General features: G+C 56.6%; 18 protein-coding genes. 5 read left to right on the top strand and 13 right to left on the bottom strand.

Annotated elements, in window-relative coordinates; genetic code table 11:
• The first annotated feature begins 27 nt into the window (after positions 1-27).
• On the top strand, positions 28-960 hold the full coding sequence (locus BMW97_RS17385) for a hypothetical protein (RefSeq protein ID WP_139177222.1): 933 nt from the start codon (positions 28-30) through the stop codon (positions 958-960).
• Between the two features lie 59 nt (positions 961-1019).
• Here the strand turns inward: BMW97_RS17385 and tssD are convergent, their stop codons facing one another.
• The 3 genes from tssD to BMW97_RS17370 are packed head-to-tail and all read right to left on the bottom strand — an operon-like array spanning position 1020 to position 2386.
• Complete coding sequence (gene tssD / locus BMW97_RS17380; RefSeq protein WP_032655043.1) at positions 1020-1511, bottom strand: type VI secretion system tube protein TssD; 492 nt, start codon at positions 1509-1511, stop codon at positions 1020-1022.
• Complete coding sequence (locus BMW97_RS17375) at positions 1512-2024, bottom strand: hypothetical protein (RefSeq protein ID WP_045908104.1); 513 nt, start codon at positions 2022-2024, stop codon at positions 1512-1514. It abuts the gene before it with no gap.
• Positions 2024-2386, bottom strand: a complete 363-nt coding sequence (locus BMW97_RS17370) for a tlde1 domain-containing protein (protein ID WP_021240619.1) — start codon at positions 2384-2386, stop codon at positions 2024-2026. The genes BMW97_RS17375 and BMW97_RS17370 overlap by 1 nt, the downstream gene beginning before the upstream one ends.
• A gap of 242 nt (positions 2387-2628) precedes the next feature.
• Here BMW97_RS17370 and BMW97_RS17365 point away from each other — a divergent pair, with 242 nt between their 5' ends.
• The gene (locus BMW97_RS17365; protein WP_045908103.1) at positions 2629-3900 is read left to right on the top strand and encodes a DUF445 domain-containing protein; all 1272 of its coding nucleotides are present in this window, start codon (positions 2629-2631) and stop codon (positions 3898-3900) included.
• On the opposite strand, the gene BMW97_RS17360 is transcribed toward BMW97_RS17365, so the two are convergent.
• The 7 genes from BMW97_RS17360 to BMW97_RS17330 form a co-directional block, all read right to left on the bottom strand.
• Positions 3897-4973: a DUF2955 domain-containing protein gene (locus BMW97_RS17360; RefSeq protein ID WP_090393041.1), complete on the bottom strand. Its 1077-nt coding sequence runs from the start codon at positions 4971-4973 to the stop codon at positions 3897-3899. The genes BMW97_RS17365 and BMW97_RS17360 overlap by 4 nt on opposite strands.
• Positions 4963-6030, bottom strand: coding sequence for an HlyD family secretion protein (locus BMW97_RS17355; protein WP_090393039.1), 1068 nt, complete (start codon positions 6028-6030; stop codon positions 4963-4965). Before BMW97_RS17355 ends, BMW97_RS17360 begins: the two co-directional genes overlap by 11 nt.
• Positions 6027-6497: a MarR family winged helix-turn-helix transcriptional regulator gene (locus BMW97_RS17350; RefSeq protein WP_024908312.1), complete on the bottom strand. Its 471-nt coding sequence runs from the start codon at positions 6495-6497 to the stop codon at positions 6027-6029. The genes BMW97_RS17355 and BMW97_RS17350 overlap by 4 nt, the downstream gene beginning before the upstream one ends.
• Positions 6498-6643: 146 nt before the next feature.
• Positions 6644-7339 carry an ArsR/SmtB family transcription factor gene (locus tag BMW97_RS17345; RefSeq protein ID WP_045908100.1) on the bottom strand — a complete coding sequence of 232 codons (696 nt, stop codon included), beginning with the start codon at positions 7337-7339 and terminating at the stop codon, positions 6644-6646.
• Positions 7332-7709 carry an amino acid-binding protein gene (locus tag BMW97_RS17340; RefSeq protein ID WP_090393037.1) on the bottom strand — a complete coding sequence of 126 codons (378 nt, stop codon included), beginning with the start codon at positions 7707-7709 and terminating at the stop codon, positions 7332-7334. Before BMW97_RS17340 ends, BMW97_RS17345 begins: the two co-directional genes overlap by 8 nt.
• Complete coding sequence (locus BMW97_RS17335) at positions 7702-8025, bottom strand: antibiotic biosynthesis monooxygenase family protein (RefSeq protein ID WP_045908098.1); 324 nt, start codon at positions 8023-8025, stop codon at positions 7702-7704. Before BMW97_RS17335 ends, BMW97_RS17340 begins: the two co-directional genes overlap by 8 nt.
• Positions 8026-8177: 152 nt before the next feature.
• Positions 8178-9593: an aldehyde dehydrogenase family protein gene (locus BMW97_RS17330; RefSeq protein WP_045908097.1), complete on the bottom strand. Its 1416-nt coding sequence runs from the start codon at positions 9591-9593 to the stop codon at positions 8178-8180.
• Between the two features lie 100 nt (positions 9594-9693).
• Between BMW97_RS17330 and BMW97_RS17325 the strand changes: the two genes are divergently transcribed.
• Complete coding sequence (locus BMW97_RS17325) at positions 9694-10596, top strand: LysR family transcriptional regulator (protein ID WP_045908096.1); 903 nt, start codon at positions 9694-9696, stop codon at positions 10594-10596.
• On the opposite strand, the gene BMW97_RS17320 is transcribed toward BMW97_RS17325, so the two are convergent.
• Positions 10583-11062, bottom strand: coding sequence for a carboxymuconolactone decarboxylase family protein (locus BMW97_RS17320; protein ID WP_014882392.1), 480 nt, complete (start codon positions 11060-11062; stop codon positions 10583-10585). The genes BMW97_RS17325 and BMW97_RS17320 overlap by 14 nt on opposite strands.
• Positions 11063-11163: 101 nt before the next feature.
• Here BMW97_RS17320 and BMW97_RS17315 point away from each other — a divergent pair, with 101 nt between their 5' ends.
• Positions 11164-12552, top strand: coding sequence for a MocR-like pyridoxine biosynthesis transcription factor PdxR (locus BMW97_RS17315; RefSeq protein WP_045908095.1), 1389 nt, complete (start codon positions 11164-11166; stop codon positions 12550-12552).
• Positions 12553-12638: 86 nt separating this feature from the next.
• Here BMW97_RS17315 and BMW97_RS17310 read toward each other — a convergent pair whose 3' ends face one another.
• Complete coding sequence (locus BMW97_RS17310) at positions 12639-12800, bottom strand: DUF1127 domain-containing protein (RefSeq protein WP_022650337.1); 162 nt, start codon at positions 12798-12800, stop codon at positions 12639-12641.
• A gap of 176 nt (positions 12801-12976) precedes the next feature.
• Here BMW97_RS17310 and BMW97_RS17305 point away from each other — a divergent pair, with 176 nt between their 5' ends.
• Positions 12977-14395, top strand: a complete 1419-nt coding sequence (locus tag BMW97_RS17305; protein ID WP_045908094.1) for an aminotransferase-like domain-containing protein — start codon at positions 12977-12979, stop codon at positions 14393-14395.
• A gap of 94 nt (positions 14396-14489) precedes the next feature.
• On the opposite strand, the gene BMW97_RS17300 is transcribed toward BMW97_RS17305, so the two are convergent.
• Complete coding sequence (locus BMW97_RS17300) at positions 14490-15158, bottom strand: OmpA/MotB family protein (protein WP_045908093.1); 669 nt, start codon at positions 15156-15158, stop codon at positions 14490-14492.
• Positions 15159-15166: the final 8 nt, after the last annotated feature.

The following is a 15166-nucleotide window of genomic DNA, read 5'->3' as shown; positions in this document are numbered from 1 at the left end:
TGCAACAAGGATTATAAGGAGCAGATTATGGCCGAAGGTTTAAAAATGTTTTACGCGCGTGATGAGCGCAATATACACTCCCGTATCCCTGTAAAAGATATTAAAGAAATTGATAGAGAGGGGCTGATATGTGAGTTCTGCCCCGCTAAAATCAGCTGGGTCAAGGCGCACAAACGTAACGGCAAGAACATTTCAGCGTTTTTACGTTTACAGAAAAATGAGGAACATAGTTTCAATTGTAAAAACAGCGTCAAATCAGCAATCACTTCTCTTGTCGCTCATTCACAAAATGTTGAAGACGGAAAACTTCTTCTCGAAGCGCAGGATTCAGCGTTTATCTTCCGAATGAACGTTCTTATTGAAGCCAGTTCCGCTCTAAGAAAAGCCAGTTTTACACCAGAGGAAGAAGCCGATCCGGAAGAGAAAGCACGCAAGCGAATTCGATATAAGAAAACAGAAAAGCGTCTCGCAGATTACTTCAATACGGCTGCAGGTATTGCTAAAATCAGAGCAAAAATAGAGGAAAGCAGCGATAAGAAAACACTATCTGACCTGGTGAAGATAGATTATAACGGCAAGAAAATTAGCTGGAATGACTTTTTCTATGATGAAGACCGTTATCCCATTCTTTTTAAAAAGGCCGCAAAAACCGCTCATCCTGTCGCAATTCTTATAACGGTAAAAAAAGCACGAGAACACATTAATAATGAAAAAAATAATTTCTTCGCCCTTAAAGGAGAGGTATGCACACTGGAGCATGAGGATAAAAGCAAAGAGTTTTTCGCACCAGGTTTAACTTGTAACGATGCTACCTTTTTTGAAAACCTCGAACCAAAAGACGAGATTATTGTTGTCGGTAAAGTACGCCCAACAACAAACCACTGGGGTGAAGGGAAAATCTATAAGAATTTAAACTTTATTATTTTTAACAAAAAACAAATTACACGGTTAAAAGATTGAAATACAGTAGATATTGCATTCTGGCAACAGGAAATAATCAATCTCCCGTTGCCAGTTAATCAAGCCCCTAACCGATAATCCCAGTCATCCGAATGAATAACGTTACCGTCACGGTAATGCCAGGTAATCTTTTCATAACGAAGCAAAACAAGCTCAAGATGACCCTGTTTTTCATGGTAAGTCTCTTTCACGTCATGCATTAATGAAAACACCGTGACGACCTTCACCGCTTCCAGCGTTATCGTGAAATAGATTTCTTCCTGACCGGCATCATTGATTCTGTACAGGTCGATAGTCGCTTTCCTGAGCGTACCGCCCGTACTGAGTGCTTTATAGAGAAAAACGCTGGAGGCATCAATTTCCTTCTCAATCAGAAAGGGACGATGCTGGCGTTTGCTCAATGCTCTGCCATTATGCAGGTCAGAATTATAGCTTACGTTATGATAGAGCCCTAAAACCTCAATCTGGTTTTCACGGTCTTTAACTTTCACGCTGCCTTTTATGCTATTACCCGCATCGTCAGTTAATGACATATATCCCGGAATGGCCATTTACATATCCTTATCGAATGGAAAAGAGTGTTCAACAGTTGAGATCATAACGGCGAGACATCTTTTACCCTCCGGACTTTTTATTTTGAACATCTCCCTGATTGAATCCACAACAAGTTTATTACTCTCTGCCTCGGTTTCGGGGAAATTCGCAAACGCGCATATTTGTTCAACAGTGAGTAACGGTTTATCGTCTTTTAAGATTGCTAAGACACCTTCAGGGTTATGTGGGATAGCTTCAGAAAGCGCCGCCTTTAAATCTTCAGCCGTACTGGCGTCCACTCCGGGTTCAAGGGCACTCGCCACGGCTAACCATGCCTGAGTTCCTTTACTTATCTCTGGTATGACATGATTCCACCATTCCGACTCACCCGTATCATTTGAATCCAGCTCCGCTACAACAGACATGGCGCCTTTGTCGTTTATCATCTGCACTATCTGTTCAGGAGTGTGGTTTTTGGCAAATAACCCCATCGGTAAGCACAAGAAGAATAGCGCAATAATATACTTCATTATCGCACCACCAGTATTGTATCACCCGAATCATAAATCATATGACGCTTGTCCTGACCGTTCATAATGATGCAACCTGCTGATGCAGAACCTGGCGGCTGGCCTTTTTTATCACCGTGAATTTGAAAATGATCTCTACCAAAGGTATTGGTCCCCGCTATAGGCTCAAGAATAATGGCCTCAGCACTTTTATGATTATTCCACCCGGCAATAAAATAAATACCTCTGGGAATGGGGCCTCTGTTTCGTTGACTTTCACACTCTGGCTTATCTTTCGATTCACCCGCACCGCTGTAGCAGTTAGCGACAAACACACCATTATGGCTCAATACCCCCGTCGAAACTTTATACTCCCATGTCATCGATACCGTCTCCTTTCATAAATAGTCCTTTATCTTATGGCTAGCAGGAACGTTAAAATGACTACGACGGTCACAAAACATTACGTCCGAAAATAAATAAGCACAAAAAATATAGAAAAATTAATAATAGAAAATTTAGATGTATATATTTTTTATATAGACGCCATTGGTTCACACTGAGTATGCGTCTCCCCCTTACACCAGTTTTGCACTTTTGGTTCACTTGCCTCTATCCTTAACCCATGGAAAAAATAGCTGAACTCAAACGCGCCAAGCTGCTGGCGCTGTCGCTGCTGCTGGTTGCCGCCGCGGCCTTTATCACCACCCTGTTCCTGCCGCAGACCTTCTGGGTGCGCGGCGTCAAGGCCATTGCCGAGGCGGCAATGGTCGGCGCGCTGGCGGACTGGTTTGCGGTGGTCGCGCTGTTCCGCCGGGTGCCGATTCCCTTTATCTCCCGCCATACGGCGATCATCCCGCGCAATAAAGACCGGATCGGCGACAATCTCGGCCAGTTCGTGCAGGAGAAGTTTCTGGATACCCAGTCGCTGGTGGCGTTGATTCGCCGCTATGAACCTGCCCAGATGATTGGTGCCTGGTTCAGCAAGGCTGACAACGCCCAGCGCGTCGGGCTGCATCTGATGCAGGTGATGAGCGGTTTTCTCGAGCTGACCGACGACGGGCGCATTCAGCGCCTGCTCAAACGCGCGGTGCATAAGGCCATCGACAAGGTCGATTTCACCGAAACCAGCGCCGTGATGCTGGAGAGCATGACCAAAAACAACCGTCATCAGGTGCTGCTGGACACCATCATCAACCGACTGATTACCCTGATTCAGCGGGAAAGCACGCGGGACTTTATCGCCGACCAGATCGTCCACTGGCTCAAAACCGAGCATCCCCGCAAAGCGATGGTGCTGCCCACCGAGTGGCTGGGCGATCAGAGTGCGGAGATGGTATCGAACGCGGTCAACACGCTGCTGGACGATATCAGCCACGACCGCACGCACCAGATCCGCCAGGCGTTTGACCGCGCCACGCTGAAGCTTATCGACAACCTGAAAAACGATCCGGACATGGCGGCCAAAGCCGACAACATCAAGCATTACCTGAAAAACGATGAGGCGTTTAACCGCTATCTGGGCGAGATGTGGGCCGATCTGCGCCAGTGGCTGAAGGCGGATATGCAGAGTGAGGACTCGCGCGTGAAGCAGCGCATCGCCAACGCCGGGCTGTGGTTCGGTGAAACGCTGACGAACGATGCGAACCTGCAGGCCTCGCTGAACGAGCATCTGGAGCAGGCCGCGCACCGCCTCGCGCCGGATTTTGCTACGTTCCTGACACGCCATATCAGCGACACGGTGAAAAGCTGGGATGCCAAAGACATGTCCCGCCAGATTGAGCTGAACATTGGCAAGGATCTGCAGTTTATCCGCGTCAACGGCACCCTGGTGGGCGGGACGATTGGCCTGATCCTGTTTTTACTCTCGCAGTTGCCTGCCGTGCTGGGACATTAATCCGCTTTGGGCGGCGCGATGACGTAGCGCGTCGCCTCGAAGCGGTTCAGGACCAGGTGCACCAGAAAGACCATCGTCAGCGTCGCCGCCAGCGAAAAGGTGACGGAGGTGATGCGGTACAGATCGCTGAACACCAGGTCAGTGTCCGGGTGCATGTTCTGCCCGAACATTATCCCGATGGTGGTGATGCTGGAGAAGCCCACGCCCGCCCCCACCTTCTCCATCACGTGGAGTCGCGCACCAAACGCCAGCCCAAGGCCGATCAGCGGCATCATCAGCAGCATATGGCTGCTGTGATCGTAGAGGATCAGCTGCACCACCAGAATATAGAGACAGCCCAGCACCACGCCGACCACGCGCCAGATGGAGCTCATCACCGCGCCGCGATAGTGCATCGGGAACAGGATCAAAATCCCTGCCATCAGCGCCGAAAGCGAATCGCTTAAGTCGCTGATCTGAAAAACGACGAATATCAGCGTCGCGACGGTACCGGAGAGCAGCGACTCGTGGCGCACGCGGGCGTCGTCTTTCTCAATCAGCGGCGGCGGCTTGCGGGGTTCCACATCCGGCAGAAGATAGTTCATCAGCGCGCTCAGGCACACCGCCATTACGCTCGCTTCGATGTTGGAAAACAGCAGCGTGTGCCATTTGGTGGTGGGGTAGCTCATAAAGTTGAGCATCACGCTCTGGCACACCACGCCCATCGAACCGAACAGAAACAGCGGGCCTTTACTCATAAAGCGAAAGCGCATCACGTACAGGGCAAAGACCACCAGCGTCATGATGATCGGCCATTGCGACAAATAGCCGATGATAATCACCATTTCGACGCAGTTGAGCGATGCGCTGAAGATAAACTGCTTCGCCACGTGGCGGTTAAACACCGGCACCAGCGAAAGCAGCATGATCGGATAGACCACGAAAAAGACGCCGTAGCTGGTGTTATAGAAACTGGAGATGCTGAGCGCAATCATCCCGGCAAAGACGATGCGCAGGGTCTGGCGAAAGTCGTTTGCCGTATAGACGATGTTGCCGTGCGGGGTAAAGACCCGCGCCAGGGTACTAATAGACATAGTGAAGCAGGCTTACCAGGTGGATCTGCATCCCGGAGAAGAAGCGCGCAAACGGCCCTTCGCTGTTGTAGAGCTGCACGGTCGCGCGGGCGCCGGTCGGCAGATGCTTCGGCAGCGCCTCGTCCAGCGTCACGTGAATGCGCATGCGCTGGGCGTCGCGCACCCAGCGGTTGGAGGTTTCCGGCTCGGAGAGTTGGCCGTTAACGGCCTCCTGACCTGCCAGGATCCCCGCGTCGCTGCTGGTGACGTGGGCGCGGAAAACGTGTCCCGGGAAGGCGTCAAACACCACGGCCGCATCGGTGCCCTGATGGGTATGGCGCAGGCTCTTCTCACGGAAATCGGCCACGATATCGGTCTGGTTGTTCACCAGCGCCAGCGCGGCGGAACCGGATGAAGCGTAGAAGCCGGGGCTCAACTGCAGGTTACTGACCGTGCCGTCCGCCTGGGCGTAGACCTTCGTCCAGCCGAGGTTCAGCTCTGCTTCATCCAGCGCGTTACGGTATTTTTGCAGCGTCACGTTGCGGTGCTCGTCCCGCTCGCCGCGTTGGATACGCAGGTTCTGAATGTTGGCCTGAATTGAGCTGACGGACTGTTCGCTGCTCTGCCAGGTCGTGCGGACTTTATCCAGATCCGCCTGCGAGACGTTCTGCAGCGTGCTCAGCTTCTGATAGCGATCAAAAGTCACTTTGTCGTTACGCGCGGTCAGCACGGCGGTTTTCAGGCTGGCCTGCGCGGCGGCGATCTGCGCATCCAGCTGTTCGTTGGACAAGCGTGCCTGCTCAAGCGCAATTTGCGCCGCTTCCACCTTATTGCGAAACGGCGTGTCATCGAGCTCAAACAGCAGATCGCCTCTCTTCACCTGGCTGTTGTTGTGGACATGTACCGCCGCCACGTAACCGGAGACGCGCGGAGACACCGGCGTCACCACGCGCATCACGGTTGAGTCCGGCGTCAGCGGGATCCAGATATCCGCGACGATAAAGTAGACAAACATCAGCAGGAAAGAGGCAATACTCACCCTTACCCAGCGGGCAAACTTTTGTTCAGGGGTCATTATTTTTCGGTCTTGTTATCTTCTTCGCGGATTGTCCGCAAATTGCAGGCGATTTGATTCAACGTGGCGCTGAAAATGTCGAGATGTTCCGGCGCGATGTTTTGCGATACGCGCGCCTGATACGTCTCAATGACCTGAGTGAGCCTTTGTAACAGGGCTTTTCCCTCAGGCGTCAGCGTCAGAAGCCGGATGCGCTTGTCATAAGGCGATACAGCGCGCAGCAGGTACCCCTGCTTTTCCAGCTGTGTCAGGGTGCGCATCAGCGGCGGCAGTTCAATGCCCTGCACCTCCGCCAGCTCACTCATTGAGACGTTATCCCCGAGCTGATGAAGCTGCATCATCACCGTCCAGCTCGACTGGGTTAACCCGGTATCGAGAATGGCCTCGTCGATGACGGCACGCCACTGGCGCACGATCATCGCCATCCGCATGCCCATCGGCCTGCGGCAGAACAGTTCTTCTTCACTCATGGGGAAACCTCTCGTCACACACGGTCAAGATAATAGTTATCAGGGTAACTATCAAGAAACGAGAGGCGAAAGCGCAGGAATTGCGAAAGGTGTTACTGGAGGCGATGTACGCGTAGGCCCGGTAAGCGCAGCGCCACCGGGCGTTTTTAGCGGCTAAAAAGCCTCTTTACAGCGGCCTTCCCCGATGCCGTCACCACCACCTCCCGATACCCCGCCACCCGCTGGATCCAGCCTTTATTTTCCAGATGATCGAGCAGCAATGCGCCGGCTTCTCCGCCCAGGTGAAACCGCCGCTCGCTCCAGTCCAGGCAGGCGCAGCAGGCCTTCCGGCGCGGATGCGCGCTTAACGAAATGCCGAGCGTCAGGAACTGCTCCCGGCCATAGAGTGTCAACGCTGAACCGTCAGCCTCCAGCCAGCCTTCCGCCTGCATGAAATCATAGATCTGCACCGCCACCGCGCCTGCGAGATGGTCATAGCAGGTCCGGGCTTCACGCATGGCTTTCGGCGCCGTGGTTTCCGGCGGGGTAATGCGGCTCCACGAAAGCCCCATCATCTGCTCCACCAGCGCCGCCACGTCGTGCCCGGCAAGACGATAATAGCGATGCCGCCCTTGCGACAGGCAGGTTATCAGTTGCCCTTCAAGCAGTCGGGCGAGATGCCCGCTGGCGGTCGACGGTGCGACATCTGCCGCCGCGCTCAGTTCAGTGGCCGTCCACGCCCGCCCGTCCATTAGCGCACAGAGCATCTTCACGCGCGACGGATCGGCCATTGCAGCCGCCACCGCGGCAATCGCCTTTTCCAGCATCGCGCTGTTATCAGTGGGTAAACTCGTCTTAAGCATGGGCCGCCCAGGGTTCGGTGATCTCTGCGGCCAGCTTATCATCATCCGTCAGCAGAATAAGGTGATTCGCATGGTCGCTGTACTGGGTCAGGATAGACACACCGCGTGCCGCCAGCGCCGCTGCGATCTCCCCCAGCTCGCCAGGGCGTTCCTGCTTAAGCTTTCTGATCACCGGCTTTCGCACCGCCTGCACGGTAAACCCGGCGTCGAGCAGCACGCGTCGCGCTTTTTCCCCGTCTTCCACCAGGAAATGGGCATGTGTACCAAATACGCCACCGCCCTCCAGCCCCACGCCGTTGCGGCCCAGCAGCTGTCCAAAGCACGCCAGTTCACCCGGGATATCGCGAAAAATGACATGAACGTCATACATCGGCATGCCCTCCGGTTTCAGAGGTATATTCCCGCACGACCTGCGCCACCCGAATGCGGTAGTACGCAAAAATTGACTCCCGTCCTTCGGCCTGCGCCGCCTGATGGAAGACGTTCTGCTTCCAGCGGCGGACGGCCTCTTCATCCCGCCACCAGGAAAGGGAGAGGATTTTGCCGTCGGTCATCAGGCTCTGGAACCGTTCGATATCAATAAAGCCGTCGATGTCCGCCAGCAGCGGCTTAAGCTCTGCGGCAAGCTGAAGATAGCGCGCCTGATGGGCAGGCGCGGCTTTGGCTTCGAAAAGGACTGCGATCATGGTTTTCTCTCCGTTGTGATGTTGGGGAGAGAATGCAGGAGGGAAAAGCACAATGCTTCGGCAAGGAGCGAAGTGTTGCGCCGGATGGCGCTGCGCTTATCCGGCCTACGGGCTCATGTAGGCCCGGTTAGCGTAGCGCCACCGGGCGGGTTTTAGCCCACCATCGACCTCGGCTCCATAAACGCCCGAATTCCCCACTCGCCCATCTCGCGCCCCAAACCGGAGTGCTTAAACCCGCCGAACGGCGCTTTCGGTTCATGGGCCAGGGTGTTCACCAGCACGCGACCGGCAACAATCTGCTGCGCCACGCGTCGTGCGCGGTCCACATCGCCGCCCAGCACCATTGCGCTCAGGCCGTAGTCGGTGTCGTTGGCAATGGCGATCGCCTCCGCCTCGTCACGATAGGGGATCACGCACAGCACCGGGCCGAAAATTTCGTCGCGGGCAATGGTCATCCGGTTGTTCACGTCGGTAAACAGCGTCGGACGCACGAACCAGCCGTCCTGCGTGCCGTCCGGTCGTCCTTCACCGCCCGCCAGCAGGCGTGCCCCCTCTTCGAGACCTTTACGGATATAGCCCTGCACCCGAAGCCACTGCTTCTCGCTGACCATCGGGCCGACGTCTGTCGTGCTGTTGCGCGGGTCGCCGGATTTCACCGCCGCCACGGCCTGCGCCAGCGCGGTTTCGATCTCCGTCTTGAGCGAGTAAGGCACCAGAATGCGCGTCCCGGCCACGCACGCCTGCCCGCTGTTCATAAACCCGGCCTGGATCACCAGCGGGATCGCCTGCGCCAGATCCACATCATCCAGCAGGATCGTCGGTGATTTACCGCCCAACTCCAGCGTCACGCGCTTAAAGCTTTCCGCCGCGTTGCGCAGGATCGCCTTGCCGGTATTCGTGGAACCGGTGAACGAGATTTTTGCCACGTCCGGATGACGGCTAATCGTTTCGCCGACCGTCTCGCCGCGTCCGGTGACGATATTAAATACCCCTGGCGGTAATTCAGCATCGCGCAACGCTTCAGTGACAATCTGCGTTTGCAGGGCGCTCATTTCGCTCGGCTTGATCACCGCCGTGCAGCCCGCGGCGAGCGCGGCCGCCAGTTTGCCGCAGATAAACCCGGCATCGCTGTTCCACGGCGTAATCAGCCCGGCCACGCCAAGTGGCGTCATCTGCACCGTTGCGGCACCTGCGGAGGTGACAAACTCAAACGCCTCCAGCGCCTCGATGGCCTGCGCAATCACCTCTGCCGGATAGCTTGCCATCCACGCGGAGCGCGAGGCGGGCGCACCGTACTCCTCGACAATGGCGTCCAGCATCGCATCGTGACGGGCGGCCACGGCGGCGTGCATGCGCTTCAGCGCGGCGATGCGTTCCTGCTTTGTGGTCTGCGACCATGCCGGAAACGCCGCTTTTGCCGCCGCGATAGCGCGTTCAGCGTCAACCTCATCCGCCAGACGAACCTGGCCGATGACCTGCGCCGTCGCCGGATTGTACAAATCAAACCGCTCGGTACCGTGCGGGGTAACAAACTCGCCGTTAATAAAGATCTGTTCGATAATGTGCATATAACCCTCCTCAGGCTGTGTAAGACCAGTCTGTCACGGCTTCTCCGTTGCGATAATCCACGCTATGCTGCAAGGGTTGTTTCGATTTTCAGGATAATCTATGCATCGTTCAGGTCTGACAGAGCTGGAGGTGGTGATGGCGGTGGTGCGACGCGGCAGCTTTCGCGGCGCAGCGCAGGAGCTGGGGATGTCCGCCACGGCGGTCAGCAACGCCATCGCCGGGCTGGAGAGCCGCCTTGAGACGCGACTTTTCAACCGCACCACCCGCAGCGTAGCGCTTACCGACGCCGGACAGCGCTACGTGGCGCGTATCGGCCCCGCCCTGCAGGAGATCCGTCTCGCCGGGGAGGCGATCCACAGCAAAACCGGGGAACCTGCCGGCACGCTACGACTGAACGTGCCGAACCATATCGGCACCCTGTTTCTGGACCAGCTGCTGATCGACTACATGATCCGCTACCCGAAAATGCGCGTGGAAACGGTGAGTGAAGCGAGGATGATCGACATCGTCGCCGAAGGTTATGACGCAGGGATCCGTCTCGAAGAGTCCGTTCCGCAGGACATGATCGCCGTGCCGCTGACCGGTGAGATCCGCCAGCTCGTCACCGCCACGCCGGACTATTTCGCCCGTCACGGCATACCCGAGACGCCGGACGATCTGCTTTCACATCAGGGGATCGGTATGCGTATGGCTCACGGTGGGATCTACCGCTGGGAGCTGGCCCGTCGGGGGGAAATGTACGCGCTTGCCGTGCCGCCGCGCTTTGCGACGTCCGATCTTTTTGCCTCGATCCGCGCCGTGAAAGCGGGATTAGGGGTGGGATTTTTACCGGAACTCTATATTCGGGACGAGCTGAAAAGCGGGGAGCTGGTGAGCGTCTTAAACGACTGGACGCAGCCGTTTGCCGGGCTGCGCCTGTACTATCCCGGTCATCGCCACGTCCCGCCAGGGCTGCGGGCGCTGGTGGCGATGATCCGCGAGCGCGGAATTATTCCAGGTTAGCTTTATTCAGCCCGTACGCCGCATCCAGCGAGCCCGGCGCCATGCGGGAGGTGATCCCCAGACGGTTCCAGGCGTTGATCGCCACGATAGCGAAGTTCAGCTCTGAAATCTCCACGTCCGAGAAGTGCTCCGCCACGCTGCGGTACAGCGCGTCACTCACCCCGTGAACGCCAATCTGGGTCAGCGCTTCGGTGAACGCCAGCGCGGCTTTTTCACGGGCGCTGAACAGCGGGGACTCGCGCCAGGCTGCCAGATGGTACAGGCGCAGTTCGCGCTCGCCGGCGATTTTCGCCTCTTTTGAGTGCATATCCAGACAGAACGTACAGCCGTTCAGCTGCGACACGCGAATGTCGATCAGGTGCTTCAGCGCCGGGTCGATGGAGGTTTTTGCTACCTCCATGCTCAGGGCAGACAGCGCGTTGGCGAGGGCAGGTGTAACTTTATGGTGGTTAACACGAGTGCTCATGGTCTTTCCTCTTTTTGTGCGGCATGTGCCGTGCGATGAGGCAAATCTACGCCGTTCATGACATAGTAAAAAGATACAAAAAGCGTGAAACGAGGTAGGACATGAAGCCGGGCTATCACGAGATTTATTCCCGCTACCGCGACAACATCATGCGCGGCGTGCTGAAGCCGGGCGACAGGGTGCCTGCCATCCGCGTGCTGGCGGAAGAGCTGAAGGTGGCGCGTAAAACCGTCGAAACGGCGTACGCCATTCTGACGGGTGAAGGGTATCTGGTGAGCCAGGGCGCGCGCGGCACGCAGGTTAACCCGGACTTACTGCTGCCGGATAAGACTGCCCCTGCGGAGCAGCCCACCGGAGCGCTTCCGGCCTCGCTCATCAGCCAGCGCGAGCGGGCTGGGTTTCTGCGCCCCGGTATCCCCGCCCTCGACAGCTTCCCGTATAAAAAATGGCTGCTGCTGGCGGGCCAGGCGACGCGGGCTTTGCGACAGGAGGAGATGCTCAACCCGCCCGTTATGGGCTGGTATCCGCTGCGCCAGGCCATCGCCAGCTACCTCAACATCTCACGCGGGCTCTCCTGCACCGCTGAACAGGTGCTGATCACCAGTGGCTACAGCGGCAGCCTGCGGCTGATCCTCGACACCCTCGCCAGCCGCAGCGACAAGGTGGTGTTTGAAGATCCGGGCTATTTTATGGGCCAGCAGTTGCTCAAGCGGATCGTGCCGCGCCTGCACACCGTGCCGGTCGATCGCTGCGGCATCGACACGGACTACCTGCTACGTCACCATCGCGACGCCCGATTTGCCATCGTCACCCCGTCGCACCAGAGCCCACTGGCGGTCACGCTCTCCCTGCCGCGTAAACAGCAGTTGCTCGACTGGGCCAGCCAGAACGAGGCGTGGATTATCGAAGACGATTACGACGGGGAGTTTCACTACACCCGCAAGGTGCTGCCGTCGCTGAAAAGCCTCGACAATCACGACCGGGTGATTTTTATGGGCACCTTCAGTAAAACCATCATGCCGTCGCTGCGCATGGGCTACGTGGTGATGCCCGCCAGCACCGTCGGAGCCTTTACCGACTGCGCGGACATCACCACCAGCGGCCAACCGGTGCTGACGCAAAAGATCCTCACCGCGTTTCTCAACGAAGGGCATTTTTTCCGTCATCTGAAAAAGATGCGCGCGCTGTATCAGACCCGCCGCGACTGGATGATTGCCGCCCTGCAGGAGGTGTATGGCGATCTGTTTTTCACCGAGCAAAACGACGGTGGGATGCATATCGTGGCGTTCCTGACCAAAGGAAGCCGTGACCGGGAAGTGGCGCGCTGCTGGCAGGAACAGCAGTTGCAGGTCAATGCGCTCTCGGAGTGGTATCGCGGGTCGGGCAAACGTTACGGGCTGGTGATGGGCTATAACAACGTGCGCTCGTATCAGGAGGCGCTGGATTTACTGGAAAGGCCGAAGCGGCAGACGTTTGCGCTGTTGCGCTAAACATCGCCGGGTGGCGGCTTCGCCTTACCCGGCCTACTCGATCCCGTAGGCCCGGTAAGCGTAGCGCCACCGGGCGATGATACGGCTCACACATCATATCGCGATAACCCAACGTCCTTGAGTTGCTCGTCGCTCATCTGGCTCAGGATGCGGCGGGTGCGGTTGATGCGATACCAGTTACGCAGCGTTTTTGCGATCCAGACAAACACAATAAACGGACGTTTTGAACGATTCTCGTAGAATTCCATGATGCTCTCCTCACTGTGTCAGTGGGGTTATCATCCCGGAAATCCACCCGTGCAATACAGATGCAAAAACAACTTTTGTTTAACATACAGATCCGCTAAAACAGTATCTGCATTGCAATTTTCGCAGCAATCTGTACTGGTTTTATAATCTGTATGGTGAAAACAAAGGATACAGCATGACACGCTACCAACATCTGGCCAATCTTCTGGCAGAACGCATTGAACAAGGGCTGTATCGCAGCGGCGAACGTCTGCCGTCGGTGCGCACGCTGAGTCAGGAGCACGGCGTGAGCATCAGCACCATACAGCAGGCCTACCAGATCCTCGAAAACCTCCAGCTGATCACGCCTCAACCGCGCTCCGGCTATTTTGTCTCACCGCGCAAAGCCCAGCCGCCCGTTCCGGCGATGACGCGCCCGGTGCAGCGCCCGGTGGACGTTACCCAGTGGGATGAGGTGATGATGCTGCTGGACGCCCGCGCCGACAAAGAGATGATCTCCTTCGGCGGCGGTTCGCCGGACATTAACCAGCCGAGCCTGAAGCCTCTGTGGCGCGAGATGAGCCGCATCGCGCAGCATAACCCTGGCGAGATGCTGAGCTATGACGTGCTTGACGGGCGCCTGGAGCTGCGCGAGCAGATCGCCCGTCTGATGCTGGACGGCGGCTCCACCGTTTCGGCAAGCGACATTGTGATCACCAACGGCTGCCACGGCGCGCTGTCGATCGCCCTGCTGTCGGTATGCAAACCGGGGGATATCGTGGCGGTGGAATCGCCGTCGTTTCACGGCACCATGCAGATGCTGCGCGGGTTTGACATCAAGGCGATTGAAATTCCCACCGACTCTGAAACCGGGATCAGCATCGAGGCGCTAGAGCTGGCAATGGAGCAGTGGCCAATCAAGGCGGTGATCCTGGTGCCCAACTGCAATAATCCGCTCGGGTTTATCATGCCGGAGGCGCGGAAAAAGCAGGTGCTGGCCCTCGCCCAGCGGCACGATATCGTGATTGTCGAGGATGATATTTACGGCGAGCTGGCGGCGGAGTACCCGCGCCCGCGCACCATTCATTCGATGGATATCGACGGCCGCGTGATCCTCTGCAGCTCGTTTACCAAAACCGTGGCGCCGGGCCTGCGCGTCGGCTGGATTGTGCCGGGACGCTACTACGACCGGGTAATGCACATGAAATACGCCGCCGGCGGATTTAACGTGCCGGGCACGCAGATGGCGGTGGCGGCGTTTATTCGCGACGGTCATTACCATCGTCACGTGCGCCGTATGCGCCAGATTTATCAGCAGAATATGGAAACCTACACCTGCTGGGTGCGGCAGTATTTTCCGGCAGAGATTTGCGTCACGCGCCCGCAGGGCAGCTTCCTGCTGTGGATTGAGCTGCCGGAGAAGGTCGATATGGTGTGCGTCAGCAAGCAGCTGTGCCGGCTGAAGATCCAGGCCGCGGCCGGGTCGCTGTTTTCCGCCTCCGGGAAGTACCGTAACTGCCTGCGGATCAACGTGGCGCTGCCGCCTACGGAGAAACATCGCGAGGCGCTGAAAAAGCTGGGTGAAGCGATTGTGATTGCGATGGAGGAGGACTAGTGCGGCCTGATGCCCTCACCCCAGTCCTCTCCAACGGTTCAGTAAGCCCCTATAGCGGGCTGGTTTAAATGCCATTACTCAACCAGCCGCTGAGTTACAGAGCGCTGCCCTGCTCCTGACGTGACGGCGCGTGCGTCAGGAACTGCACCTCAACGCGGCGATTACGCTCATCGCTGGGTGAAATCCCTTTTAGCGGCTGAGAGTCGCCAAAACCGGCCACAATCACACGATGCGATTGCTGATCGTTGAGGTTCGCAATTAACAATTTACGTGCTTCACGGGCTCTGGCAGCCGAGAGCGTGTAGTTATCGTCATACACGGTACAGAACCTGGTGTAATCGACCACAGGGTTATTCACGCTGATGTTATCCGTGTGCCCCTCAACAAAAACCTGAGTGTTCGTCGAACCGCTCACGAACGCCTGAATCCGTGGTGCCAGACGAGCAAGTGCATCTCTTGCCTGAACGGTGATACAGGCACTACCGCGGGCGAAGATTTTATCGCGCAGCGTAATTTTTCCGCTGGCTATATCAAACCCCACCAGCGCAGCATCCCCCTGATCCACCATCTCCTGCTGCATGCTGTGCATCATGGCATTCAGTTTCTGTTGCGCGGCTGCCTGGCCGCTGTTTTTCTCCTGCTCGCGTTTTACGTCAGCCACTTTGTTTTGCAGTACCGATAACACCAGCATCAGCATCACCACGGCCATGACCCCTGCCATTAGATCGGAAATAGAAATCCACTCATTCGGTTTATCTTTCATCGGCAATA

The organism is Enterobacter sp. NFIX58 (assembly GCF_900110475.1).
GTDB classification, from domain to species: Bacteria; Pseudomonadota; Gammaproteobacteria; order Enterobacterales; family Enterobacteriaceae; genus Enterobacter; species Enterobacter quasiroggenkampii.
The sequence above is the reverse complement of the archived record's forward strand: the minus strand, read 5'-3'. Positions and strand labels throughout refer to the sequence as shown.